This is a genomic window from Micromonospora sp. NPDC050980 (genome assembly GCF_040653835.1).
Taxonomy (GTDB): domain Bacteria; phylum Actinomycetota; class Actinomycetes; order Mycobacteriales; family Micromonosporaceae; genus Micromonospora.
In genome coordinates this window covers 86,196-108,487 of the sequence record NZ_JBFAGS010000016.1, presented here as the reverse complement: position 1 = coordinate 108,487, position 22,292 = coordinate 86,196, and the positions used below count along the sequence as shown (strand labels likewise).

18 protein-coding genes are annotated in these 22,292 nt (G+C 73.2%); 10 read left to right on the top strand and 8 right to left on the bottom strand.

Annotation, left to right across the window (positions count from 1 at the left end):
- Positions 1 to 30: 30 nt before the first annotated feature.
- The 4 genes from glgB to glgA all read right to left on the bottom strand — a co-directional run bounded on the left by glgB (position 31) and on the right by glgA (position 6,679).
- Entirely contained in the window at positions 31 to 2,133 is a 2,103-nt protein-coding gene (gene glgB, locus AB0H28_RS22510; RefSeq protein ID WP_358043382.1) for a 1,4-alpha-glucan branching protein GlgB, read from the bottom strand.
- Positions 2,121 to 4,217 (bottom strand): maltotransferase domain-containing protein, encoded by a 2,097-nt coding sequence (locus tag AB0H28_RS22505; RefSeq protein WP_358043380.1) that lies wholly within the window; start codon positions 4,215 to 4,217, stop codon positions 2,121 to 2,123. The genes glgB and AB0H28_RS22505 overlap by 13 nt, the downstream gene beginning before the upstream one ends.
- Positions 4,218 to 5,071: 854 nt before the next feature.
- Positions 5,072 to 5,446 carry a Uma2 family endonuclease gene (locus AB0H28_RS22500; protein ID WP_358043378.1) on the bottom strand — a complete coding sequence of 125 codons (375 nt, stop codon included), beginning with the start codon at positions 5,444 to 5,446 and terminating at the stop codon, positions 5,072 to 5,074.
- Positions 5,447 to 5,473: 27 nt separating this feature from the next.
- Positions 5,474 to 6,679: a glycogen synthase gene (gene glgA / locus AB0H28_RS22495; RefSeq protein ID WP_358043375.1), complete on the bottom strand. Its 1,206-nt coding sequence runs from the start codon at positions 6,677 to 6,679 to the stop codon at positions 5,474 to 5,476.
- Positions 6,680 to 6,773: 94 nt separating this feature from the next.
- Between glgA and glgC the strand changes: the two genes are divergently transcribed.
- Together glgC and pgm are read left to right on the top strand one after the other, a co-directional pair.
- Entirely contained in the window at positions 6,774 to 8,006 is a 1,233-nt protein-coding gene (gene glgC / locus AB0H28_RS22490) for a glucose-1-phosphate adenylyltransferase (RefSeq protein WP_358043372.1), read from the top strand.
- Positions 8,007 to 8,043: 37 nt separating this feature from the next.
- Entirely contained in the window at positions 8,044 to 9,684 is a 1,641-nt protein-coding gene (pgm, locus tag AB0H28_RS22485) for a phosphoglucomutase (alpha-D-glucose-1,6-bisphosphate-dependent) (protein WP_358043369.1), read from the top strand.
- Between the two features lie 4 nt (positions 9,685 to 9,688).
- On the opposite strand, the gene AB0H28_RS22480 is transcribed toward pgm, so the two are convergent.
- Positions 9,689 to 10,618 carry an NAD(+)/NADH kinase gene (locus tag AB0H28_RS22480; protein ID WP_358043366.1) on the bottom strand — a complete coding sequence of 310 codons (930 nt, stop codon included), beginning with the start codon at positions 10,616 to 10,618 and terminating at the stop codon, positions 9,689 to 9,691.
- Positions 10,619 to 10,678: 60 nt separating this feature from the next.
- Between AB0H28_RS22480 and AB0H28_RS22475 the strand changes: the two genes are divergently transcribed.
- Positions 10,679 to 11,542 carry a GNAT family N-acetyltransferase gene (locus AB0H28_RS22475; RefSeq protein ID WP_358043364.1) on the top strand — a complete coding sequence of 288 codons (864 nt, stop codon included), beginning with the start codon at positions 10,679 to 10,681 and terminating at the stop codon, positions 11,540 to 11,542.
- Complete coding sequence (locus tag AB0H28_RS22470; RefSeq protein WP_358043361.1) at positions 11,539 to 12,546, top strand: DegT/DnrJ/EryC1/StrS family aminotransferase; 1,008 nt, start codon at positions 11,539 to 11,541, stop codon at positions 12,544 to 12,546. The genes AB0H28_RS22475 and AB0H28_RS22470 overlap by 4 nt, the downstream gene beginning before the upstream one ends.
- On the opposite strand, the gene AB0H28_RS22465 is transcribed toward AB0H28_RS22470, so the two are convergent.
- The gene (locus tag AB0H28_RS22465; RefSeq protein WP_358043358.1) at positions 12,530 to 13,171 is read right to left on the bottom strand and encodes a sugar transferase; all 642 of its coding nucleotides are present in this window, start codon (positions 13,169 to 13,171) and stop codon (positions 12,530 to 12,532) included. The genes AB0H28_RS22470 and AB0H28_RS22465 overlap by 17 nt on opposite strands.
- A complete protein-coding gene (locus AB0H28_RS22460) occupies positions 13,168 to 14,415 on the bottom strand; it encodes a glycosyltransferase family 4 protein (RefSeq protein WP_358043355.1) in 1,248 nt (415 codons plus the stop codon). Before AB0H28_RS22460 ends, AB0H28_RS22465 begins: the two co-directional genes overlap by 4 nt.
- A gap of 143 nt (positions 14,416 to 14,558) precedes the next feature.
- Here AB0H28_RS22460 and AB0H28_RS22455 point away from each other — a divergent pair, with 143 nt between their 5' ends.
- The 6 genes from AB0H28_RS22455 (at position 14,559) to AB0H28_RS22430 (ending at position 21,034) form a co-directional block, all read left to right on the top strand.
- On the top strand, positions 14,559 to 15,545 hold the full coding sequence (locus tag AB0H28_RS22455) for an NAD-dependent epimerase/dehydratase family protein (protein WP_358043353.1): 987 nt from the start codon (positions 14,559 to 14,561) through the stop codon (positions 15,543 to 15,545).
- Between the two features lie 28 nt (positions 15,546 to 15,573).
- Positions 15,574 to 16,476, top strand: coding sequence for an NAD-dependent epimerase/dehydratase family protein (locus AB0H28_RS22450; protein WP_358043350.1), 903 nt, complete (start codon positions 15,574 to 15,576; stop codon positions 16,474 to 16,476).
- A complete protein-coding gene (locus AB0H28_RS22445; protein ID WP_358043347.1) occupies positions 16,464 to 17,192 on the top strand; it encodes a sugar phosphate nucleotidyltransferase in 729 nt (242 codons plus the stop codon). The genes AB0H28_RS22450 and AB0H28_RS22445 overlap by 13 nt, the downstream gene beginning before the upstream one ends.
- Before the next feature lie 67 nt (positions 17,193 to 17,259).
- On the top strand, positions 17,260 to 18,606 hold the full coding sequence (locus AB0H28_RS22440) for a nucleotide sugar dehydrogenase (protein WP_358043344.1): 1,347 nt from the start codon (positions 17,260 to 17,262) through the stop codon (positions 18,604 to 18,606).
- A complete protein-coding gene (locus tag AB0H28_RS22435) occupies positions 18,606 to 19,616 on the top strand; it encodes an NAD-dependent epimerase/dehydratase family protein (RefSeq protein ID WP_358043341.1) in 1,011 nt (336 codons plus the stop codon). The genes AB0H28_RS22440 and AB0H28_RS22435 overlap by 1 nt, the downstream gene beginning before the upstream one ends.
- On the top strand, positions 19,613 to 21,034 hold the full coding sequence (locus AB0H28_RS22430; RefSeq protein ID WP_358043338.1) for a lipopolysaccharide biosynthesis protein: 1,422 nt from the start codon (positions 19,613 to 19,615) through the stop codon (positions 21,032 to 21,034). The genes AB0H28_RS22435 and AB0H28_RS22430 overlap by 4 nt, the downstream gene beginning before the upstream one ends.
- 34 nt (positions 21,035 to 21,068) lie before the next feature.
- On the opposite strand, the gene AB0H28_RS22425 is transcribed toward AB0H28_RS22430, so the two are convergent.
- Entirely contained in the window at positions 21,069 to 22,283 is a 1,215-nt protein-coding gene (locus AB0H28_RS22425) for a glycosyltransferase (protein ID WP_358043336.1), read from the bottom strand.
- Between the last annotated feature and the right edge of the window lie 9 nt (positions 22,284 to 22,292).

The window sequence follows — 22,292 nt, the reverse complement described above, 5'->3', positions numbered from 1 at the left end:
TGAATCAGCGTGGAGAGGTGGGGGTGGGGGTCAGGTCTGGCGGAGCCAGAGCACGCCCAGTGGGGGGACGCGCAGGGACACCGAAGCCGGCATGCCGTGCCACGGGACGTTCTCCGCGTGCACCTCGCCCAGGTTGCCCACCCCGGAACCGCCGTAGTGGTGGGCGTCGGTGTTCAGCGCCTCGGTCCACGTCCCGCCGGCCGGCAGGCCGATCCGGTAGTCGTTCAGCGGCGCCGCGGAGAAGTTCGCCACGCAGACCAGCGTCTGGCCGTCCGGGGCGATCCGGATGAACGACGCCGCGTTGTTGGCCACATCGTCCCCGGCGATCCAGCGGAAGCCGGCCGGGTCGGTGTCCTGCGCCCACAGCGCCGGGGTGGCCCGGTAGGCCCGGTTCAGGTCCGCGACCAGGCGCTGCACCCCGGCGCGTGCCGGATCGTGCAGCAGATACCAGTCGAGGCCGCGTTCCTCGCTCCACTCCCGGTCGTCGGCGAGTTCACAGCCCATGAAGAGCAGTTGCTTGCCGGGGTGCGCCCACATGTACGCCAGCAGCGCCCGCACGTTGGCCAGCCGCTGCCAGGTGTCGCCGGGCATTTTGCCGGTCAGCGAGCCCTTGCCGTGCACCACCTCGTCGTGGCTGATCGGCAGCACGTAGTTCTCGCTCCAGGCGTACGCCAGGGAGAACGTGAGCTGGTGGTGGTGGTGCTGGCGGTAGATCGGGTCCTTGGACGTGTAGAGCAGGGTGTCGTGCATCCAGCCCATGTTCCATTTGAAGCCGAAGCCGAGCCCGCCGTCCGAGGTCGGCCGCGTCACGCCCGGCCAGGCGGTGGACTCCTCGGCGATCATCAGGACGCCCGGGTGCTGCCGGTAGACGGTGGCGTTGACCTCCTGGAGGAACGCGATGGCTTCCAGGTTCTCCCGGCCGCCGTGCACGTTCGGCGCCCACTGGCCCTCCTGCCGGGAGTAGTCGAGGTAGAGCATCGAGGCGACCGCGTCGACCCGCAGCCCGTCGACGTGGAACTCGTCCAGCCAGTAGAGCGCGTTGGCGACCAGGAAGTTGCGCACCTCGTTGCGGCCGAAGTCGAAGACGTACGTGCCCCAGTCGGGGTGTTCGCCGCGGCGCGGGTCGGGGTGCTCGTAGAGCGGAGTGCCGTCGAAGCGGGCCAGGGCCCACTCGTCCTTGGGGAAGTGGGCGGGCACCCAGTCGAGGATCACCCCGATGCCGGCGGCGTGCAGCCGGTCGACGAGGTGCCGGAAGTCGTCCGGGTCGCCGAACCGGGCGGTGGGCGCGTAGTAGCCGGTGACCTGGTAGCCCCACGAGCCGCCGAACGGGTGCTCCATCACCGGCAGGAACTCCACGTGGGTGAAGCCCATCTCGGTGACGTACGCGGTGAGCTGTTCGGCCAGTTCCCGGTAGCCGAGGCCGGGGCGCCACGAGCCCAGGTGCACCTCGTAGACGCTCATCGGCTCCTCGTGCGGCCGGGCCGCCGCCCGCCGCTCCAGCCAGGCGGCGTCGTCCCATTCGTACGCCGAATGGTGGACCACGGACGCGGTGGCCGGCGGCACCTCGGCGCGGGCCGCGAGGGGGTCGGCCTTGTCCCGCCACTGTCCGTCGGCGCCGAGGATGCGGTATTTGTAGCGGCTGCCGACCGGCATGCCGGGCACGAAGATCTCCCACACGCCGCTGGAGCCGAGTGAGCGCATCGGCCAGCCGTCGTCCGGCCCCCAGCCGGTGACGTCGCCGACCACCCGCACGCCGCGCGCGTTGGGCGCCCAGACGGTGAACGCCACGCCCTCGTCGAGGACCCGGGCGCCGAGCGCGGCCCAGAGCCGCTCGTGCCGTCCCTCACCGATCAGGTGCAGGTCCAGCTCGCCGAGGGTGGGCGGATAGCGGTACGGGTCGTCGTGCGTCGCGCCGTCCACCTCGACCCGGTAGTCGAGCACCTCGCCGGGCACCACCGCCTCGAACACGCCGACGTCGTGCACCCGCTTCATCGGGTGCCGCTCGCCGTCGACGAGCAACGTCACCTCGCCCGCGCCCCGGCGCAGCGTGCGGATCGTGGTGCTCCCGTCGGCCGGGTGCGCGCCGAGCACGGCGTGCGGGTCGTACGCCTCGCCGGCGATCAACTGGTCCATCGTGCGTCGTCCTTCTCGGCCGGTGCGGTCGGTGCGGTGCCGCCGGACAGCGCGGCGGGTACGTCCTCGACGGTCAGGTCGGGCGCGGTCGGGTGCGCCGGCTGGTCGGCGGCCGGCGGGGCCGGGCGGCGCACCGTGAGCACGTGCGCCGGTTGCAGGTAGGGATCCAGGCGCACCGCGTTGCGCTGCCCCCAGTCGTACTGCGCGCCGGTCAGCTCGTCGCGCACGGTGAACCGCTCGTGCCAGTCGAAGCCGAGCGCCGGCATGTCCAGCGTGGTGTTGCCCCACTGCACGGCGCGGGAGTCGAACGAGCAGATCACGATCACCGTGTTGCCGGTGGTCGGGTCGTGCTTCGACCAGCACAGCAGCGCCGGGTTGTCGATGTCGTGGAAGCGCAGGTTGCGCAGCCGGTGCAGGGCCGGGTTGTCGCGGCGGACCCGGTTGAGCGTGGTGATGAACGGCGCCAGCGACCGGCCGCGCGCCAGCGCGCCGTCCCAGTCCCGGGGGCGCAGCTCGTACTTCTCGTTGTCGAGGTATTCCTCCGCGCCGGGGCGGGCGGTGTGTTCGAACAGCTCGAAGCCCGCGTACATGCCCCAGGAGGGGGAGAGCAGCGCCGCCAGCACCGCCCGGATCTTGAACATCGGCGGCCCGCCGTGCTGCAACGAGGCGTGCAGGATGTCGGGTGTGTTGGGCCAGAAGTTCGGGCGCATCCAGTCGGCGGAGGCGACCAGCTCCTCGCAGTATTCCCGCATCTCGGCCGCCGTCGTGCGCCAGGTGAAATAGGTGTACGACTGGGTGAAGCCGATCTTGCCGAGCCCGTGCATGATCGCCGGTCGGGTGAACGCCTCGGCGAGGAACAGCACGTCCGGGTCGACGCTCTTCACCTCGGCGATCAGCCAGTGCCAGAAGTCGAACGGCTTGGTGTGCGGGTTGTCGACCCGGAAGATCTTCACGCCCTCGCCGACCCAGTGCAGCACCACCCGCAGCACCTCGGCGCGGATGCCCTCCGGATCGTTGTCGAAGTTCAGCGGGTAGATGTCCTGATATTTCTTCGGGGGATTCTCCGCGTAGGCGATGCTGCCGTCGGCCCGGGTGGTGAACCACTCCGGGTGCTCGGTCACCCACGGGTGGTCCGGCGCGCACTGCAACGCCAGGTCCATCGCCACCTCCAGGCCCTGCTCGGCGGCGGCGGCGGCGAAGTCGCGGAAGTCCGCCGGCGTACCCAGGTCGGGGTGGATGGCGTCGTGGCCGCCCTCGTCGGCGCCGATCGCCCACGGCGAGCCGACGTCGTCCGGCCCGGCGGTGAGCGCGTTGTTGCGGCCCTTGCGGTTGACCCGGCCGATCGGGTGGATCGGCGGCAGGTAGAGCACGTCGAAGCCCATCGCGGCGACGCCGGGGAGGCGGTCGAGCGCGGTGACGAACGTGCCGGAGCGGGCCGGCGCGTCGGCGGTGGCCGCGACCGCGCCCTCGGATCGGGGGAAGAACTCGTACCAGGCGGAGAAGAGCGCGCGCGGCCGGTCCACCCACAGCGTGCGCTCGTCGCCGGTGGTGACCAGCTCGCGCACCGGGTGCGCCCAGAGCAGCGGGGCCAGGTCGAGCGCCGCGCTCACCCGCCGGGGCAGGTCCGCCTTCTCGTCGCGCAGCGCCTGCACGGCCGCCTTTACGCGCTTCCGGTCGGCCTTCGGCACCAGGTCGAGCGCGGCGGTCAGCACCCGCACGCCCTCGGCCAGGTCGTTCGCCAGCTCGGTCGGCCCCTGGCCGGCGGCGAGCTTCTTGGTCACCGCGTTCTGCCAGGTGAGATAGGGGTCTCCGAACGCCTCGACGGTGAACCGCCACTCGCCGACCGCGTCCGGGCAGATGGTGGCGTGCCAGCGGTCCTGGCCCGGTTCGCCGGGGCGCATCCGGGTGAACGGGCGGGCCGTGCCGTCCGGGCCGAGCCAGACCACGTTGCAGCCGAGCGCGTCGTGGCCCTCGCGGTAGGCCCGGGCCGACACCGGTACGACCTCGCCGACCACCGCCTTGGCCGGGTAGCGACCGCAGGCGACGACGGGGGAGACGTCTTCGATCGGGAACCGTCCAGTCACCCGCTCAACCTACTGCGCGAGATCGTCTCGCGCTCGGCAGCGCCCTCCGATGCACCGGATCGCGCCCACGCGCCTGCCCCTGCTCGTCCCCGCCAAGATCCGCCGGTCGCCCCACGAGAGTCGTGACGGGTGGAACGCCACGGGTGCCAAAACGAGGCTGACACACCCACAGCGTTCCACCGAGTCGCGCGAACGGCGACGGGTGGAACGCTGTGGGTGTCAAACGGCGGCTGAGGCACCTATGGCGTTCCACCGAGCGGTGCGTTCGCGCGGTGCTGCTCGCAACGCTCCGACCTCCGCGCCTAGCTCGTCCGCTGCGCGACGAACACGAACTCCCGGTCGGGGCGGTCGGGCGCCTGCCGCACGTCGAGCACCCGGTAGCCGGCGGCGGTCAGGCTCGACTCGATCTCGTCGCGGTCGCGGAACCGCAGTGTCGAGTCCGACGTGACCGCCCGGGCGGAGCGCGGCGCGGATGCCCTGGAGCGTCCGGGCCCAAGCGGTGTCGGTCAGGAAGACCTGCGCGACGTTTCCGGTCATGGTGGCCAGGTCGACGTCGAGCGCCGGCAGCGTCGTGGCGTCGCCGTGGAGCCAGCGGACCTCGATGGCTCCGTCCACGGCCCTGACCGCCTCCTCGGCCCGCGCCGCGTCCTTGGCCCGCCGAGGTAGGCGGTCAGGTCGTCGCGGTCGTCGTCGAAGGCGTCGTAGACTAGCGCGAGGCGCGGATGGGCGAAGATCGCATCGGGCATCCGGGCCAATCCGGCCTTGTGGCGCATCGGCGACGTCGTCCGGCGCCGGCCGGCTTCGGTTGTCGGCTCTGCCCGAGGTCTGTCGTGGCGGCCCGTCGCGATCGGGGATCAGCCGAGGTCGTACTCGGCCGGGCTGGTGTTGAGGACCCAGGCGAGCGGCATGGTCGCCCGTACGTCGTAGCGCTCGTCGTCGAGGCGATGCATGGCGACGGTCTGCGCCGGATCGTGCTCCACGATCCAGTACTGCGGGATGCCGACAGCGGCGTACTCGCTCCGCTTGGTGACCGTGTCGATGCCTTCGGACCCGGGCGAGACGATCTCCACGACGAGAAGGACGTCGGCCGGTGGCAGCCATACGCCGTCGGCCTGGGCCTTGCTCCAGACCACCAGATCCGGAATGCGCCCGCCGACCCCGCCACGCCGGCCCGGGATGCGCAGCCCGACGGCCTGGGCGGTGTGGTCCGCCAGTACGCCGCCTGTCAAAAGGGGGCCCCGCCTCTACCGGAGGCGTTAAGCGGGGGCCCCTCCTTTCACCGACTCGTAGAGGGCGAGCGTTTGGTCGGCGATGGCGCTCCACGAGAAGTGCTCCACCGCGCGGCGGCGGCCGGCTGCGCCGAACGCGGCGATCCGCGCCGGGTCGGCCAGCAGCTCGTTCATCCGGGCGGCCAGGTCGGCCACGAACCGCTCCGGGTCCAGCGGCGTGCCGGAGCCGTCGCCGGCCTGCTCGATCGGCACCAGCAGCCCGGTCTCGCCGTCGGCGACCACCTCGGGGATGCCGCCGGTCGCGGTGGCCACCACCGCCGTCTCGCAGGCCATCGCCTCCAGGTTGACGATGCCCATCGGCTCGTAGACGGACGGGCAGACGAAGATCGTGGCGTGCGTGAGCACCTGGATCACCTCGTGCTTGGGCAGCATCGCCGCCACCCAGACCACGCCGGAGCGCTTCGCCCGCAGCTCGTCGGCCAGCTCCTGCACCTCGGCGGCGATCTCCGGGGTGTCCGGGGCGCCGGCCAGCAGCACGAGTTGGGTGTCGGCGGGCAGCTCCCGGGCCGCCCGCAGCAGGTAGGGCAGGCCCTTCTGCCGGGTGATCCGCCCGACGTAGACCGCGCTGGGCCGCCCCGGGTCGATGCCGAGCCGGTCGAGCACGTCGGTGCCGGAGTCCGGGGCGTACTGCGCGGTGTCGATGCCGTTGTAGACCACCCGAACCCGGTCCGGGTTGACCTGGGGGTAGGCGGTGAGCACGTCGCGGCGCATCCCCGCGCTGACCGCGATGATCGCGTCGGCGGCCTCGAACGCGGTCCGCTCGCACCAGGAGGAGAGCGCGTAGCCGCCGCCGAGCTGCTCGGCCTTCCACGGGCGTAGCGGCTCCAGGCTGTGCGCGCTCACCACGTGCGGCACCCCGTGCAGCAGCTTCGCGGTGTGCCCGGCGAGGTTCGCGTACCAGGTGTGGCTGTGCACCAGGTCGGTGCCGGCCGCGCCGGCGGCCATCTCCAGGTCGACGCCCATGACCCGCAGCGCGGGGTTCGCGCCGGCCAGGCCGGCCGGCTCCGGGTAGGCGGTCACGCCGGGGGAGTCGCGCGGCGCGCCGAAGCAGTGCACCCGCACGTCGGCGAGCCGGCGCAGCTCACGGGCCAGGTATTCCACGTGCACCCCGGCGCCGCCGTAGACCTCCGGCGGGTATTCACGGGTGAGCAGGTCGACGCGCAACGGTGCCATGCCCGCACCCTAGTGCAGCGCGCCGGATCGCGCCGGGCGCGCAAGTGTGGGCGTCCGAGTGGTGAAGTCGCGGCGGGGTGGATAGCGTCTGACCATGGCTGCCAAGGTGCTCGCGATCGTCCTGGCCGGCGGGGAGGGCAAGCGCCTCATGCCCCTGACCACCGACCGGGCGAAGCCGGCCGTCCCCTTCGGCGGGATGTACCGCATGGTCGACTTCGTCCTCTCCAACCTGGCGAACGCCGGCTTTCTCAAGATCGTCGTGCTGACCCAGTACAAGTCCCACTCCCTGGACCGTCACATCACCAAGACCTGGCGGATGTCGACGCTGCTCGGCAACTACGTCACACCGGTGCCGGCGCAGCAGCGCCGCGGCCCGTGGTGGTTCGCCGGTTCGGCCGACGCGATCTACCAGAGCTTCAACCTGATCAACGACGAGCAGCCCGACCACGTGATCGTCTTCGGCGCCGACCACATCTACCGGATGGACCCGCGGCAGATGGTGGAGGACCACATCGCCTCCGGCGCCGGGGTGACCGTGGCCGGCATCCGCCAGCCGCTGTCGATGGCCGACCAGTTCGGCGTGATCGAGGTGGGCGAGGACGGCAAGCGGATCCGGGCGTTCCGGGAGAAGCCCACCGACGCGGTGGGGCTGCCCGACGCGCCGGAGGAGATCTACGCCTCGATGGGCAACTACGTGTTCTCCACGAAGGCGCTCTGCGAAGCGGTCGAGCGCGACGCGGCCGACAAGAGCAGCAAGCACGACATGGGCGGCAGCATCATTCCGATGCTGGTCGAGCGCGGTGAGGCCAACGTCTACGACTTCAAGGACAACGAGGTGCCGGGCAGCACCGACCGTGACCGCGGCTACTGGCGCGACGTGGGGACGCTCGACTCGTTCTACGACGCCCACATGGATCTGATCAACGTGCACCCGGTGTTCAACCTCTACAACTTCGACTGGCCGATCTACACCGAGCAGCCGCCGTATCCGCCGGCCAAGTTCGTGCACGCCTGGGGCGAGCGGGTCGGCCGGGCGGTCAGCTCGATGGTCTCGCCCGGCTCGGTGATCTCCGGCTCGCTGGTGGAGAACTCGATCGTCTCGCCGAAGGTCAAGGTGCACTCCTGGGCGCACGTGGACGGCGCGGTGCTGATGGAAGGTGTCGAGATCGGCCGGCACGCGGTCGTCCGGCGGGCGATCCTGGACAAGAACGTCTACGTTCCGGAGGGCGCCGAGATCGGCGTCGACCTGGAGAAGGACCGTCAGCGCTACACCGTCTCCGACAACGGCATCGTCGTCATCGGCAAGGGTCAGCGCGTCGAGCCCTGACCGGCCCCACCCATCCATCTCCGAGGAGGATCTCGCAGTGGCCCACCCCCGTGCCGGGCAGCCCGCCGAGCCCGCCGACCTGGTCGACGTGCCCCGGCTGGTCACCGCCTACTACGCCGAGCACCCGGACCCGAGCGACCCGGCGCAGCAGGTCTCCTTCGGCACCTCCGGGCACCGCGGGTCGAGCCTGCGCAACGCGTTCAACTCCGACCACATCCTCGCCGTGACCCAGGCGCTCTGCGACTACCGGCGGGAGCAGGGCCTGGACGGGCCGCTGTTCCTCGCCCGGGACACCCACGCGCTCTCCGCGCCGGCCGAGGCCGACGCGCTGGAGGTGCTCGCCGCCAACGAGGTCACCGTGCTGCGCGACAGCCGGGACGGCTACACGCCCACGCCCGCCCTGTCGCACGCCATCGGAACCCACAACCGGGGCCGCACCTCCGGGCTCGCCGACGGCATCGTGATCACCCCGTCGCACAACCCGCCGTCCGACGGCGGGTTCAAGTACAACCCGACAAACGGCGGCCCCGCCGACACCGACGTCACGAAGTGGATCCAGGACCGCGCGAACGCCATCCTCGCCGCCGGGCTCAAGGAGGTGAAGCGCATCCCGTACGCGCGGGCCCGCGCCGCGGACACCACCGGGGAGTACGACTTCCTCGCCCACTACGTCGACGACCTGCCCGCCGTGCTGGACATCGACGCGATCTCCGACGCCGGGGTGCGCATCGGCGCCGACCCGATGGGCGGGGCGAGCGTGGCCTACTGGGGGGAGATCGCCGAGCGGCACCGCCTCGACCTCACGGTGATCAACCCGGAGGTGGACCCGACCTGGCGGTTCATGACGCTCGACGGCGACGGCAAGATCCGGATGGACTGCTCCTCGCCGAACGCGATGGCCTCGTTGATCGCCGCCCGCGACCGGTTCGCGGTCTCCACCGGCAACGACGCCGACGCCGACCGGCACGGCATCGTCACCCCCGACGGCGGGTTGATGAATCCCAACCACTACCTGGCGGTGGCGATCGGCCACCTGTTCCGTACCCGGGACCGGTGGAGCCCGGCCGCGGCGGTGGGCAAGACGCTCGTCTCCTCCTCGATGATCGACCGGGTCGCGGCCGACCTGGGCCGGACGCTGCTGGAGGTGCCGGTCGGGTTCAAGTGGTTCGTGCCCGGCCTGCTCGACGGCGCGGTCGGCTTCGGCGGCGAGGAGAGCGCCGGCGCGTCCTTCCTGCGCCGCGACGGCAGCACCTGGACCACCGACAAGGACGGCATCCTGCTCTGCCTGCTCGCCGCCGAGATCATCGCCACCACCGGGCGCACGCCCAGCGAGCACTGGGCCGAGCTGGCCGAGAAGTTCGGCGCGCCGGCCTACGCCCGGATCGACGCGCCGGCCGGGCGGGAGGAGAAGGCGGTGCTGGCGAAGCTGTCGCCGGAGCAGGTGAGCGCGACCGAGCTGGCCGGCGAGCCGATCACCGCGGTGCTGACCAGCGCGCCGGGCAACGGCGCCGCGATCGGCGGGCTCAAGGTGACCACGGAGTCGGGCTGGTTCGCCGCCCGGCCCTCGGGCACCGAGGACGTCTACAAGATCTACGCCGAGTCGTTCCAGGGTCCGGAGCACCTGGCCCGGATCCAGGATGAGGCCAAGTCGCTCGTCGACGGCGTGCTCGGCACCTGACGCGTCACCGGGGCGGGGGCAGCTCACGGCGGTTGAGCTGCTCCCGCAACCCGTCCGGCAGCAACTCGCGGAGCTGGTCGGGCAGCAGCGGCAGGTCCAGCAGGCTCAGCTTGAGCTGGTTGCGTTCCTGGTGGCGGCGCGGGTCGAGGCGGACCACCCGGCCGGCGTCGCGGACGTAGCGGACGCGGACCGAGCCGCCGGTCGCGGCCTGCCGGATCAGCAGCCCGTCCATCTCCACCGCCACCGGCGCCGAGTCGGCCCGCAGCTCCAGGTGCACGCTCTCGTGCGGGGACAACAGCACCGAGCGGGAGATCCCGGCCATCGGGGCCGACGGCGTCACCACGAGCGCCTCCGTCGCCGGTGAGATCAGCGGCCCGCCGGCGGCGTAGCTGTACGCGGTCGAGCCGGTCGGCGTGCTCACCACCAGCGCGTCGCACCGGTAGTAGCCGTACCGCTGGCCGTCCACCGCCAGGGTGGCGGTGACGAAGCCGGCGCCGGGCTGCCGGACCAGTGCGATGTCGTTGAACGCCACCACGTCGTCGCCGCACACATCGCAGGCCAGGCAGGCGTGCGACTCGACGGTGAAGTCGTGCGCCACCAGCCGCTCCAACGCCCGCGGCAGGTCCGGCGGTTGCACCTCGACCAGGAAACCCACCCGCCCTAGGTGCACCCCGAGCACCGGCTTCGGATCCTTCACGGCCAGCCGGAGCGCGCCCAGCATGGTGCCGTCCCCGCCGATGCTGATCAGCGCGTCGCAGTGCGTGGCCAGCTCGTCGGCGGCCACCGCCTGCACCGACGCCGGCACCCGGTGCCGGTCCTCGGCGCGCACGGCAAGGGTCTTGCCGTGCCGGCCCGCCCAGCTCGCGATCATCTCCACCACCTCGGAGACGTCCCGGGTCGGATGCAGCACCAGCCCGAACACGTAGCCCGCCACGGTCCCCCCTCACCACCCCGAATCCACCTTTAGTGCACTACTGGACACTAAGGTGTGAACATGCCGATATCGCACCCAGCCCCGCCGCTGCACGCCGGACCGGGCGTGCCGTCCCGCCGGGGCGCCCCCGCCGCGGTCCGGGTCCGCCCGGCCGTGGCGGCGGACGCGGCCTGGCTGGCCGAGGTCAGCCGGGCGTCGTTCGCGCCGCGCCTGCGCGACTACCTGACCTCCGCCCAGCCCGGCGTCGACCGGTTCTGGCAGGTCGTGCTCGCCCACCCGGCGTCGTTCCCCGGCCGCTGCTTCCTCGTCGCCGAGGCGACCGGCGGCGACCGGCTGGGCTTCGCCGAACTGACCCTGACGGAGCACGACCGGGCCCACCTCTCGTACGTCTGCGTGGTGGAGGCGGCGCGGGGACGCGGCGTCGCCGGCGCTCTGCTGCGGGCCTACCTCGACGGTAACCCCGAGGTGCGGACCGTGCAGCTCGACGTCTTCACCGACAACGCCCCGGCCCGCGCGCTCTACGACCGGCTCGGCTTCGCCGTCGAGTCGACGAGCACCTGGTGGGTCGCGGATCTCGCGCGCGACGGGCTCGCCCCGGCCGCGGACGTGCGGCTCGACGGCCTGCACACCGCGCGCGCCTGGCTCGACACGTACGGCTTCGCCGAGTTCGCGGTCGTCACCGAGTCCGGCCCGGTCCGGCTGGGCCGGCCCAGCGCCCGGGTGCTGCGGTGCTTCGACCCGGCGACGCTGCGGCAGCCGGCGCTCCTGGCCGCCGCGTGCCAGGAGTTCCCCGAGGTCGACCGCGTGCTGGTCATGACCCCGGGCGGCGACGCGCCACCGAGCGCCGTCGGCGAACTCCGCGCCGTCAACCGCTCGCTCAGAATGTCCACCGCCGAGATCCGAGCCCGCCTGGAGCACCCGTGACGCAGACGATCACCAAGACCGCCACCGACCCGGCGGGCTTCCGCACCCCGAGCCTGTTCTACGACGCGGCCCGCGAGGGCATGCGGGACCTGCTCGCCCAGCCCCAGGTGTGGCGCGGCGAGCGGCGCGGCATCCTGCTGCCGGCGTTCATCGGCTGGTCGGCCAACGAGGGCAGCGGCGTCTTCGACCCGGTGACCGAACTCGGGCTCGACCCGAGCTTCTACGACCTGACCGAGGACCTCGCCGTCGACCTGCCCGCGCTCGCGGCCCGACTCGACGAGCGGCGGTACGACGTGGTCGTGGTCATCCACTACTTCGGCCGTACCGAGCGGGCGATCGGTCGGATCCGGGAGCTGACCGATCGGCACGGTGCGCTGCTGCTGGAGGACCTCGCGCACGCCTGGTTCACCCACGCGCTCGGCGGCCCGGCCGGCCGCACCGGCGAGGTGGCGCTCTACTCCCTGCACAAGATGCTGCCGATGCCCGGCGCGCGCGGCGGAATGGTGACCTACCGCAATCCCGCCCGGATCACCGGCCAGCGGGAGACCGCACCGGCGTTCGCCCGGCATCTGCTCGACCACGACGCGGTGGGGATCGCCCGGCGGCGGCAGCAGAACTTCCGCGTGCTCACCGCGCTGCTGCACGGATTGCCGGAGCGGGGTCACACGTTCGAGCTGATGTGGCCCGATCTGCACGACGACGACGCCCCGCAGACGCTGCCGGTGCGGATCCTGGGCGCCGGGCGGAAGAACCGCGACCACGTGTACGCCGCGATGAACCGCGACGGGTTCGGCATGGTGAGCCTCTACCACACGCTCATCGAGCACCTGCGCGACCACCCGTCGATGGCGGACCTGGCCCGGCACATCATCAACTTCCCGGTGCACCAGGACGTCACCCCGGCGGACTACCCGGCCCTGGTGGAGAGCTTCCGCCGGGCGTTGGGCTCGCTGCCCGAGCCGGTGCGGGCGGACGCCGTCCCGCATCTCACCGCACCGAGGTGAGGCGCCGCTCCTCGTCGAGGTCGAGCATCCGGGACGACGGGTCGACCGCCACCCCGGAGGCGCGGACGACCTTGCCGACCGTCCGGGCGATGATCCGCAGGTCGAGCCAGAGCGACCAGTCGAGGACGTAGCGCACGTCGAGTTCCAGCCGCTCGGTCCAGGCCAGGTCGTTGCGCCCGTTGACCTGGGCCAGGCCGGTGATGCCCGGCTGGACCGCGAAGCGCAGGCGCTCCCGTGGGGTGTACCAGGGGTCGTAGCGCAGCAGCAGCGGCCGGGGGCCGACCAGGCTGAGATCCCCCCGCAGCACGTTGACCATCTGGGGCAGCTCGTCGATGCTCAGCCGGCGCAGCGCCCGGCCGACGCCCCGGCAGCGGACGCCGTCCGGGAGCAACCGCCCCCGCGCGTCCCGGTCGTCGGACATGGTGCGCAACTTGAGCACCCGGATGGTCCGTTCGTGGCGGCCGGTGCGCTCCTGGCGGAAGAAGACCGGGCGTCCGAACTGGACCAGCACGAGCAGCGCGGCGACCGCCACCACCGGTGCGGTCAGCACCAGGACCGCCACGGCCACGACGACATCGACGATCCGCTTGACGCGCCGATCGGCGCGCCGGTCGGCGCGGTTCACCGCGAGACCTCCTCGGGGGCCGGGGCGTACTCGGGTGGGGCGTAGTCGCCCGGGGGAGCGCCGACCCCGGCCGCGTGCTCGATCACCTCGGCCATCCGGACCGCCGAGACCCGGTTGTCGAAGTACCGGTGCGACCGCTCCCGGGCCCGGAGCCCGCGTTCGGCGAGCCGGCCGGTGCGGAACTCCACGTGCGCGTCCGCCAAGGCCCGCGCCAGGGCGGCCGGGTCGTCCCGGCGGACCACCCACCCGCACGTGTCGTCCACCGTCTCGGGCAGGCCGCCGGCGTCGCTGACGATGCTCGGCACGTCCAGCAGCGCCGCTTCCGGCGGCGCGCCGTGTCCCTCGCTCAACGACGGGCTGACACTCAGGTCGGCGGCCCGGTAGTAGGGCCGGACGTCGTCGGCGGTGTCGATCCACCGGACGGAGGGATCCTCGGCGACGTGGAAGCGGCGGATCAGATCCTGTCGATGATCCTCGCCGGCCCGGTCCGAGCCGCCGCCGACCAGCATCAGCACCGCCTCGGGGTGCCGGGACCGGAACTCCCGCCACGCGGCGAGCAGCACGTCGTGGCCCTTGAACGCGCGGTTGCGGTGGGCGGCGAGCTTCCGGGGCGGGTACACGTACGCCACCATGATCACCAGGAACACCTCGGGCGCCAGCCCGAGGTCCGCCCGGGACTTCGCGCGTGCCTCGGCTCTCGTCGCCGCGCTGTCGTCCGGCAGGTCGGCGGTCGCCCAGGCCAGGTTGAGCCCGCTGGTCACGGCCGGCCGGCGGGCGGCCGGCACGCCGAGGGCCCGGTAGCGGCGGGAGGTGTACCTGGTGCCGCAGATGATCGCGTGATCGAGACGCCAGAGGAGCCGTTCCACCGCCCGGACCACCGGCGACTCCAGGAAGGCGGGTCCGGCGACGAACTGCACCCGGACCAGCGGCAGGCCGACGGTGGCCAGGCGCGCGGCCAGCGTGGCCGCGTAGAGGTGGTGGTAGAGCACCTGGACGCGGAGCCGGCGGACGAGGCGGCGTAGCTGCCACAACTCGTACAGCGTGGTGGGTGTGGGCCGGAGGCGGAAGGAGAAGGGCGACGCCACCGTGCGGATGCCGGCCTCGGCCAGCCGGGCGTTCAGGCGACCGCCCGCCGGGCAGATCACCACCACCTCGTGGCCGCGGTCCCGCAGGGCGCACGCCTGCGGGATGGTCCAGAGTCCGCCGTAGTTGGTCTTGACGATGACGGCGACGCGCAGTGCCACGTGGTTCGCCTCCGAACGGTGGTGGGCGGACCGGGTCGGTCCGAAGCTCTACCGAGGGGAACGAGGTTTGCGGCATTTAGTAACCAACGTCGGATTCTCTCGTTGGCCCTGCGGGAGAGCATCCGCTACCGGTAGGAGCGCACGTGAGAGTCGTCGTCACGGGGGGTGCCGGCTTCATCGGCGCCAACCTGGTCCAGGCCCTGTCGGAGACGGGCCGGGTCACCGAGATCGTCGCCGTGGACGACCTCTCCACCGGTTCCGTGGAGAACCTGCGCGGGCTGCCGGTGGAGCTGCTCGTCGGTTCCGTGCTCGACCCCGAGCTGCTCGACCGGGCCATGGTGGGCGCGGCGAGCGTGGTGCACCTCGGCGCCCTCGGATCCGTGCCCCGGTCCATCGACGATCCGCTGCGCAGCCACCACGCGAACGCCACCGGCACCCTGACCGTGCTGGAGGCCGCCCGCCGGCACGGTGTCGCGCAGTGCGTGCTCGCGTCCTCGTCCTCGGTGTACGGCGCGAACCCGGTGCTGCCCCGCCAGGAAGGGCTGCGACCGATGCCGGTCAGCCCGTACGCGGTCTCCAAGCTGGCCACCGAGGCGTACGCGATCGCCTACGCCCACTGCTACGGCATGGCGGTCCTGCCGTTCCGCTTCTTCAACGTGTTCGGCCCCCGGCAGGCGGCGAACCACGTCTACGCGGCGGTGGTGCCCCGGTTCGTCACCGCCGCGCTGACGAACCGGCCGTTGCAGGTGCACGGCGACGGAACCCAGTCCCGGGACTTCACCTACGTGGGCAGCGTGACGTCGGTGATCGTGGACGCCGTGCTGCGCCGGGTGGCGTCCCCCGACGTGGTGAACCTCGCCTTCGGCGCGCGCATCTCGCTGCTGGACCTGATCGCCGAGTTGGAGACCGTGCTGGACCGCCCGCTGGAGGTGGTGCACGTCCCACCCCGGGCGGGCGACGTCCGCGAGTCCCAGGCCGACCACACGCGACTGCGCGAGCTGTTCCCGGCCGCCTCGCCGGCCCCGTTCGGCGAGGCGCTGCGTGCCACCGTGGACTGGTTCCGGTCCGGCGCGGTCGCGGCGACGCCGGTCCCGGCGGGCGCCGGGGACGGCGCGGCATGGGCGTCCTGAGTCCGGCGGCCGACCGGGTGGGCGCGCGGTGAGAACGGCGCTGATCTTCGGCGCGAACGGGTTCGTCGGCCGCCACGTGCGCGCCGCGCTCGCCGCCGAGCACCACGTGGTCGCGCCGGGCCGCGCCGAGTGCGACCTGCTCGTCGCCACCGTGGACCGGCTGACCGAGCTGGTCGACGCGCACCGGCCCGCCGTCGTGGTGAACTGCACCGGCCGGTTGACCGGCAGCGACCACGACATGATGGCGGCGCACGCGCTTGTCACCGCGAAGCTCGTCGACGCGGTGGCGACCGCCGCGCCCCGGGCCCGCCTGGTCCGGCTCGGCTCGGCGGGGGAGTACGGCGTCGTGCCGACCGGCGTCGCCGTGCCGGAGACCTGGCCGGCCGAACCGGTGAGCGGCTACGGGTTGAGCCACCTGACCGCCACCAGACTGATGGAACTCGCCGTCGCGGCGGGCCGCCTCGACGGCGTGGTGCTCCGGGTGTTCAACCCGATCGGTCCGGGCCTGTCGCCGCAGAACGTCCTGGGCCGGGCCGCCCGCCTGCTGCGGGTCGCGCTGGCGAGGGACGCGACGGAGATCACCCTCGGGCCGTTGGACGCCCACCGGGACTTCGTCGACGTCCGCGACCTCGCCCTCGCCGTGGCCGCCGTCGCGTCGGCGCCGGCGACGCCGACCGTGCTCAACGTCGGCACCGGGCGGGCCGTCCAGGTGCGCGCCGCGATCCGGGCGCTCGCCGCCGCGGCCGGGTTCACCGGCGCGGTCGTCGAGGCGACGCCGGACGAGGCGGGCCGCCGCTCGGCCGCCGTGCCGTGGATGTGCGCCGACGTCGCCGACGCCCGGCGCCTCGGATGGCGCCCCGCCCACGAACTGACCGACTCGATCAAGGCGATCTGGGCGGAGGCACGAGAGGAGGCGCCATGCACGTCGTGATCATGGCCGGTGGGCTCGGCACCCGGCTTCGGCCGTACACGACCGCGTTGCCGAAGCCGCTGGTGCCGATCGGCGACAGCTACGCGATCCTAGAGATCGTCCTGCACCAGCTCGCCGCCCGGGGCTTCACCCACGCCACCCTGGCGATCAACCATCTGGGGTCGCTCATTCGGGCGTTCGTCGGCGACGGCGCGCGGTTCGGGATCCGGGTCGACTACACCGAGGAGCGGGTGCCGCTGTCCACGGTCGGCCCGCTGTTCGGGCTCCGGGACCGGCTGCCCGAGCACTTCCTGGTGATGAACGGCGACATCCTGACCGACCTCGACTACGCCGATCTGCTCCGGACCCACGTGGCCTCCGGCGCTCCGGTCACCGTGGCGACGTTCCGGCGCACCGTGAAGATCGACTTCGGGGTGCTCTCGGCCGCCGACGGCCGGATCGTCGACTTCGCCGAGAAGCCGACCCTCGACTACCAGGTCAGCATGGGGGTCTACGGCCTGTCCGCCAAGACGATCGCGTCCTACCCGGTCGGCCGGGCGTTCGGCTTCGACCAGCTCATGCTCGACCTGATCCGGCAGGGCGACCACCCCGCCGACTACCCCTTCGAGGGGCACTGGCTCGACATCGGACGCCCCGAGGACTACGACGAGGCCAACCGCACCTTCGCCGACCTGCGGCCCCTCCTGCTGCCGCCGACCGTCGGCGCCCCGGCGTGAGCCGTCCACCCCACCCGGCGGCGCCCGAGGCGCCGCTGCCGTCCCGTTCCCGCCCGAAGGAGTAGACGTGTATCACAGGATCGGAGTCGTCGGCCTCGGCTACGTCGGCGTGACCCTCGCCGCCGCGCTTGCCGACAAGGGCTACGAAGTGCACGGCGTGGACACCCAGCCCGCCGTGCGGGAGTCGTTGCGGGCGGGCCGTCCGCACCTCTTCGAGCCGGGCATCGAGGAGGTGCTCCGCCGGGAGACCGGCCGGTCGCTGTTCGTCACCGACCGCCTGCCGGCCGACCTCGACGCGGTGGTGCTGTGCGTCTCCACCCCGGTCGACCCCGCCGACCACCGGGCCCGGCTGGAGAACCTGGCCGAGGCCGCGGCGGCGGTGGCGGCGCGCTGCCGGCCGGGGACGCTGGTCGTGGTGCGCAGCACCGTGCCGGTGGGCGCCAGCCGCGACGTCGTGCTGCCCGCGCTCGCCGCCGCGTGGGGCGACGACGTCCGGCTGGTGATGGCGCCGGAGCGGACGATCCAGGGGCAGGCGCTGCGGGAACTCGTCGAGCTGCCGCAGGTCGTCGGCGGGCTCGACGCGGCGAGCCTGGAGGCGGGGCTGGAGTTCTTCGCCGGACTGGCCCGCCGGCTGGTGCCGGTGTCCAGCCTGGAGGCGGCGGAGCTGGTGAAGCTCGCCAACAACTGCCACACCGACCTGATCTACTCGTACGGCAACGAGGTGGCCCTGATCGCCGAGACGCACGGGCTGGACCCGCTGGAGGTCATCCGGGCCACCAACCTCGACTACCCCCGCCCCGACCTGAGCCGTCCCGGCTACGTCGGCGGCGGCTGCCTCTCCAAGGACCCCTACCTGATGATCGCCAGCGCCCGCGAGCGCCCGCCGTTCCTGGTCGGCGCGGCGCGGCGGCTCAACGAGCACCTGCCGGTGCACGTCGCCGAGCGGCTGCTGCGGCTGCTGCGGCAGGAACGCGGGGACGACCTGCGCGGCACCCGGCTGGCGGTGCTCGGTTGGGCGTACAAGGGCTGGCCGCCCACCGACGACATGCGGGGCACGCCGATCACCAGCATGCTGCCGGTCTTCGCGGCGGCGGGCCTGGTGGTGCTCGGTCACGACCCGATGGTCACCGACGAGGTGATCCGGCGGCACGGCGGCGAGCCGGTCAGCACGGACAGGGCGTTCGCGGAGTCGGACGCGGTGCTGCTGCTCAACGACCATCCGGACTACCGGGCGCTCCCGGTCGCCACGCTGCTGCCCGGCACCGGCGTGCGGCTGGTCTTCGACTCCTGGCGGATCCTGGACGAGGCGGCGGTGCGGGCGGCCGGGGTCGGCTACGCCGGCATCGGCTACCTGCCGGCGGGCGTCGCGCCGCCGGCGCCCCGGGCGTCGGCCGCGCGGGAGGTGACGGTCTGATGCGGGCGCTGGTGCTCGGCGGCGCCGGGTTCATCGGGTTGCACCTGGTCGAGCGGCTGGTCGCCGACGGCCACGACGTCGTGTTGGTGGACGACTTCTCGCGCGGGCGCGACGACGAGCGCATCGCCGCGCTGCGCAGGACGGGCGCGGTGGACGTGCGCTCGGCGGACCTGACCGCGCCGACGGCGTGGCCGGCGCTGCCCCGCGACGTCGACCACGTCTACCTGCTCGCCGCCGTGGTCGGCGTGCGCAACGTGGAGGCCGACCCGGCCCGGGTGCTGCGGGTCAACACGCTCACCGCGGCGCACCTGGTGGACTGGCTCCACCCCGGCCTGCGGGTCTTCTTCAGCTCCACCAGCGAGGTGTACGCGGGCGGGGTCGACGCCGGGCTGGTGCCCGTGCCCACGCCCGAGGACGTGCCGGTCATGATCGCCGACGTCGCCTCGCCCCGGCTGGCGTACGCCATCAGCAAGCTGACCGGCGAGGCGCTGCTCCTGCACGGCGCGCGGGCCCGGGGCTGCTCGACCGTGATCGGCCGGTTCCACAACGTCTACGGCCCCCGGATGGGCGCCGACCACGTGATCCCGGAGATGGCGCTGCGGGCGATGGCCGGAGAGGACCCGTTCCGGATCTGGGGGGCGGACCAGTTCCGCGCGTTCTGCCACGTCGACGATGCGGTGGAGGCGGTCGTCCGGCTGATGGCCACCCCGGCGGCCGACGGGCGGATCGTGCACATCGGCAACGACAGCGAGCAGACAAACATCGGCGACCTGGCGAAACTGGTGCTGCGCCTGACCGGCGTGGCCCCGGCCGTGCGGCACCTGCCGGCGCCGTCGCGCTCGGTGCACCGGCGGTGCCCGGACCTCGGCGCGCTGCGCCGGTTGACCGGCTTCGAGCCGAGCGTGCCGCTGGAGGAGGGGGTGCGCCGCACCCTCGACTGGTACCGGACCTGGCGGGGCCCCGCCGGCCCGCCCTCGACCGTCTCCGAAGACGTCGCCGGCGGACGATGACGGCGGCGCCGCGCTCGCCGGCCGGACCGACCGCCACCGCCCCGGCCGGCGGTCCACCGCCGGCCGGCGCCGGAGCGAACGAGATCCGCAGCCGGCGGCTGGCCGGGGGCATCGCCACCACCGCGCTCGCCCGGGCGGTGGCGCTGGCCGCGCCGATCCTGCTCATCCCGGTGTCCCTGGCCACGCTCGGACCCGCGCGGTACGGGCTGTGGATGTCGGTGCTGGCGCTGACCGGCATGGTCACCTTCGCCGACCTCGGGCTCGGCGCGGGGCTGATGACGAAGCTCGCGCCGTGTAGTGCCAGCGGCGACACGGTGCGGGCCCGCAGCTACATCTCCACCGCGTACGCGCTGCTCGCCGCCGTGGCGGCGGGCCTGTGCGTCCTGCTCTGGCTGGGCGCCGGCCTGGTGCCCTGGACGGCGGTGTTCAACGTCGCTGGACAGGTCGCGCCGGCGGAGACCAGGAGCATGGTCCTGATCTGCCTGACCGCGTTCCTGCTGAATATCCCGCTGGCCCTGATCGTCCGGGTGCAGTACGCCTACCAGCAGGTCGCGGCCTGCGCGATCTGGCAGGGGGCGGGGTCGCTGGCGACCGTACCGCTGGTGCTGCTCGCCGCACACGCCCCGCACGCCCCGCTCGGGGTGGTCACCGCGACGGCGCTGGGCCCGCTCGCCACCAACCTCGCGGCCAGCGTCTGGGTGTTCGGCCGGCGGATGCCCGAACTCCGGCCGAGGCTGGCCGCGGTCGACGGTCGGCTCAGCGTCACCCTGCTCCGGTTGAGCGGGATGTTCTTCGTGGTGGTCGTGCTCTACGCGATGGCGACGAACGCGGACAACCTGATCATCGCGCACGCGCTCGGGCCGCAGAGCGTCACCGCGTACGCGCTGCCGGTGAAGCTGGTCTCCCTGGTCGGCATGCTCGTCTCGATGATCAACATGCCGCTCTGGTCGGCGAACGGCGACGCCCTGGCCCGGGGCGACCTGGCCTGGGTGCGTCGCACGGTGCGGCGGATGGTGGTCCTGTCGCTCGTCGCCACCGCCGTCCCGACCGCCGTCCTCGCGCTGCTCGGCGACTGGCTGTTCGCGGTCTGGCTCCCGGTGCCGCTGGGCGACAGCAGGTGGCTGCTGGTGGGGCTCGGGCTCTACTTCGTGCTGGTCGGGACGTTCTCGGTGGTGCTCATGGTGCAGAACGCCGCCGGCGTGGTGCGCCCGCACCTGATCGGGCAGATCCTGTTCCTCGGGCTCTCGGTGCCGACCAAGTGGTACGTCGCCGGCCGGTACGGGCTGGTGGCCGTCCCGTACGCCGGCTGCGCCGCCTACGCGCTGGCGGTCGGCCCCACCCTGTGGTACGGCTATCGGCGCGTGCTCGCCGACCGGCGGCCGGCGTGGGCCGGGGCGGCCCCGGTCGTCAGCCGGTGAGCCCCGTCCCCGGCGGCGCCGGCGACCAGGGCCGTCAGGCTTGGCTGGCGTGCTCCGGCGCCGGGGCGGTCGTCGGGCGGCCGTACCGTTCGTCCGGGCGGCCCCGGTACAGGCGAACGTGGGCGTCGACGGCGGAGCGCAGCGAGAAGACGCTGGCCCGGAACGCGTCCCGGGCGGCCTCGCGGTCCGGTGCCGTGCGCCCCGTCCGGACCAGCGCGGCGACCGCCGCGGCCCACTGCGACGGTGGGGCGTCGCGGGGAACCAGGCTGACCCCGGGCAGCTCGGTGGCGATGAAGCGCACGCCGGGCAGGTCCGAGCCGACCACCGGGGTGCCGACCGCCAGCGCCTCCAGCACCACGCCGGGCAGGCCCTCCCGCGCCGACGGGAGCAGCACCACGTCCGCCTGCCGCATCACCGCGCCGACGTCGTCGCGGGGGCCGAGCAGGTGGACCCGGCCCGCCACGCCGACCGCGCGCGCCTCGGCCCGGACCCGTTCCTCGTCGTCTGCCTGGCGCAGGCCGACCAGGGCGGCGTGACCGTCCACGCCAACCGTCCGCAGCGCCGCCACGATCCGCGGCAGTAGCCACCGCCGCTTCGCCGGTGACGGGCGGCCGACGTGCAGGCAGACGATCTCGTCCGCGGCGGCGCCGACAGCGGCGCGGAGGTCGAACCCGGACGGGCGGTCGAGCCGGTCGACGTCGAGACCGTTGGGCACCACCCGGCACCGCGGGTCCGACGTCCAGTCGGGCCGGTAGCCGTGGGTCAGGGCGCCGGGCGCCACCCCCACGATGTCCGTGGCACACCAGCCGATCAGCCCGCGCATGACCCGCCGTTGCGCCCGCCGGCGCAGCGTGTTCCCGTGCTCGTCCCCGTCGCTGCGAAAGTGCGCGATGCGGACCGGCACCCGGGCCAGCCGGGCGAGCAGCAGCAGCGCGCCGGAGAACGTGGCGACGTGGGAGTGCACCACCCGCGGTCGCAGCCGGACGAGGAAGCGGACGAAGCGCAGCGGGAACCGGAGGTCCAGCGGCAGCGCCCGCACCCGCGCGCCGAGGCGCTCGACCGTGGGCGCCAGCACCCCGGGACGGTCGGCGAGCGTGACGAAGTGCACGTCCGCGCCGGCGGCGGCGAGGTGCGGCAGCAGCTCGACGGCCCGCAGCTCCGCGCCGCCGACGTCGAGGACGCCGAACACCTGCACCACCGCGTACCGGGTCGGCGCGGTGGACGTACGTCCAACCTCTGCACGGGTCATGTGTGGTCG

What these genes read in the sequence shown, in the direction of transcription:
- AB0H28_RS22430 (WP_358043338.1), top strand. Translation starts at nt 19,613, where the DNA reads ATGACGGCGGCGCCGCGCTCGCCGGCCGGACCGACCGCCACCGCCCCG.
- glgC (WP_358043372.1), top strand. Translation starts at nt 6,774, where the DNA reads ATGGCTGCCAAGGTGCTCGCGATCGTCCTGGCCGGCGGGGAGGGCAAG.
- AB0H28_RS22435 (WP_358043341.1), top strand. Translation starts at nt 18,606, where the DNA reads ATGCGGGCGCTGGTGCTCGGCGGCGCCGGGTTCATCGGGTTGCACCTG.
- AB0H28_RS22475 (WP_358043364.1), top strand. Translation starts at nt 10,679, where the DNA reads ATGCCGATATCGCACCCAGCCCCGCCGCTGCACGCCGGACCGGGCGTG.
- AB0H28_RS22425 (WP_358043336.1), bottom strand. Translation starts at nt 22,283, where the DNA reads ATGACCCGTGCAGAGGTTGGACGTACGTCCACCGCGCCGACCCGGTAC.
- glgA (WP_358043375.1), bottom strand. Translation starts at nt 6,679, where the DNA reads ATGGCACCGTTGCGCGTCGACCTGCTCACCCGTGAATACCCGCCGGAG.
- glgB (WP_358043382.1), bottom strand. Translation starts at nt 2,133, where the DNA reads ATGGACCAGTTGATCGCCGGCGAGGCGTACGACCCGCACGCCGTGCTC.
- AB0H28_RS22445 (WP_358043347.1), top strand. Translation starts at nt 16,464, where the DNA reads ATGCACGTCGTGATCATGGCCGGTGGGCTCGGCACCCGGCTTCGGCCG.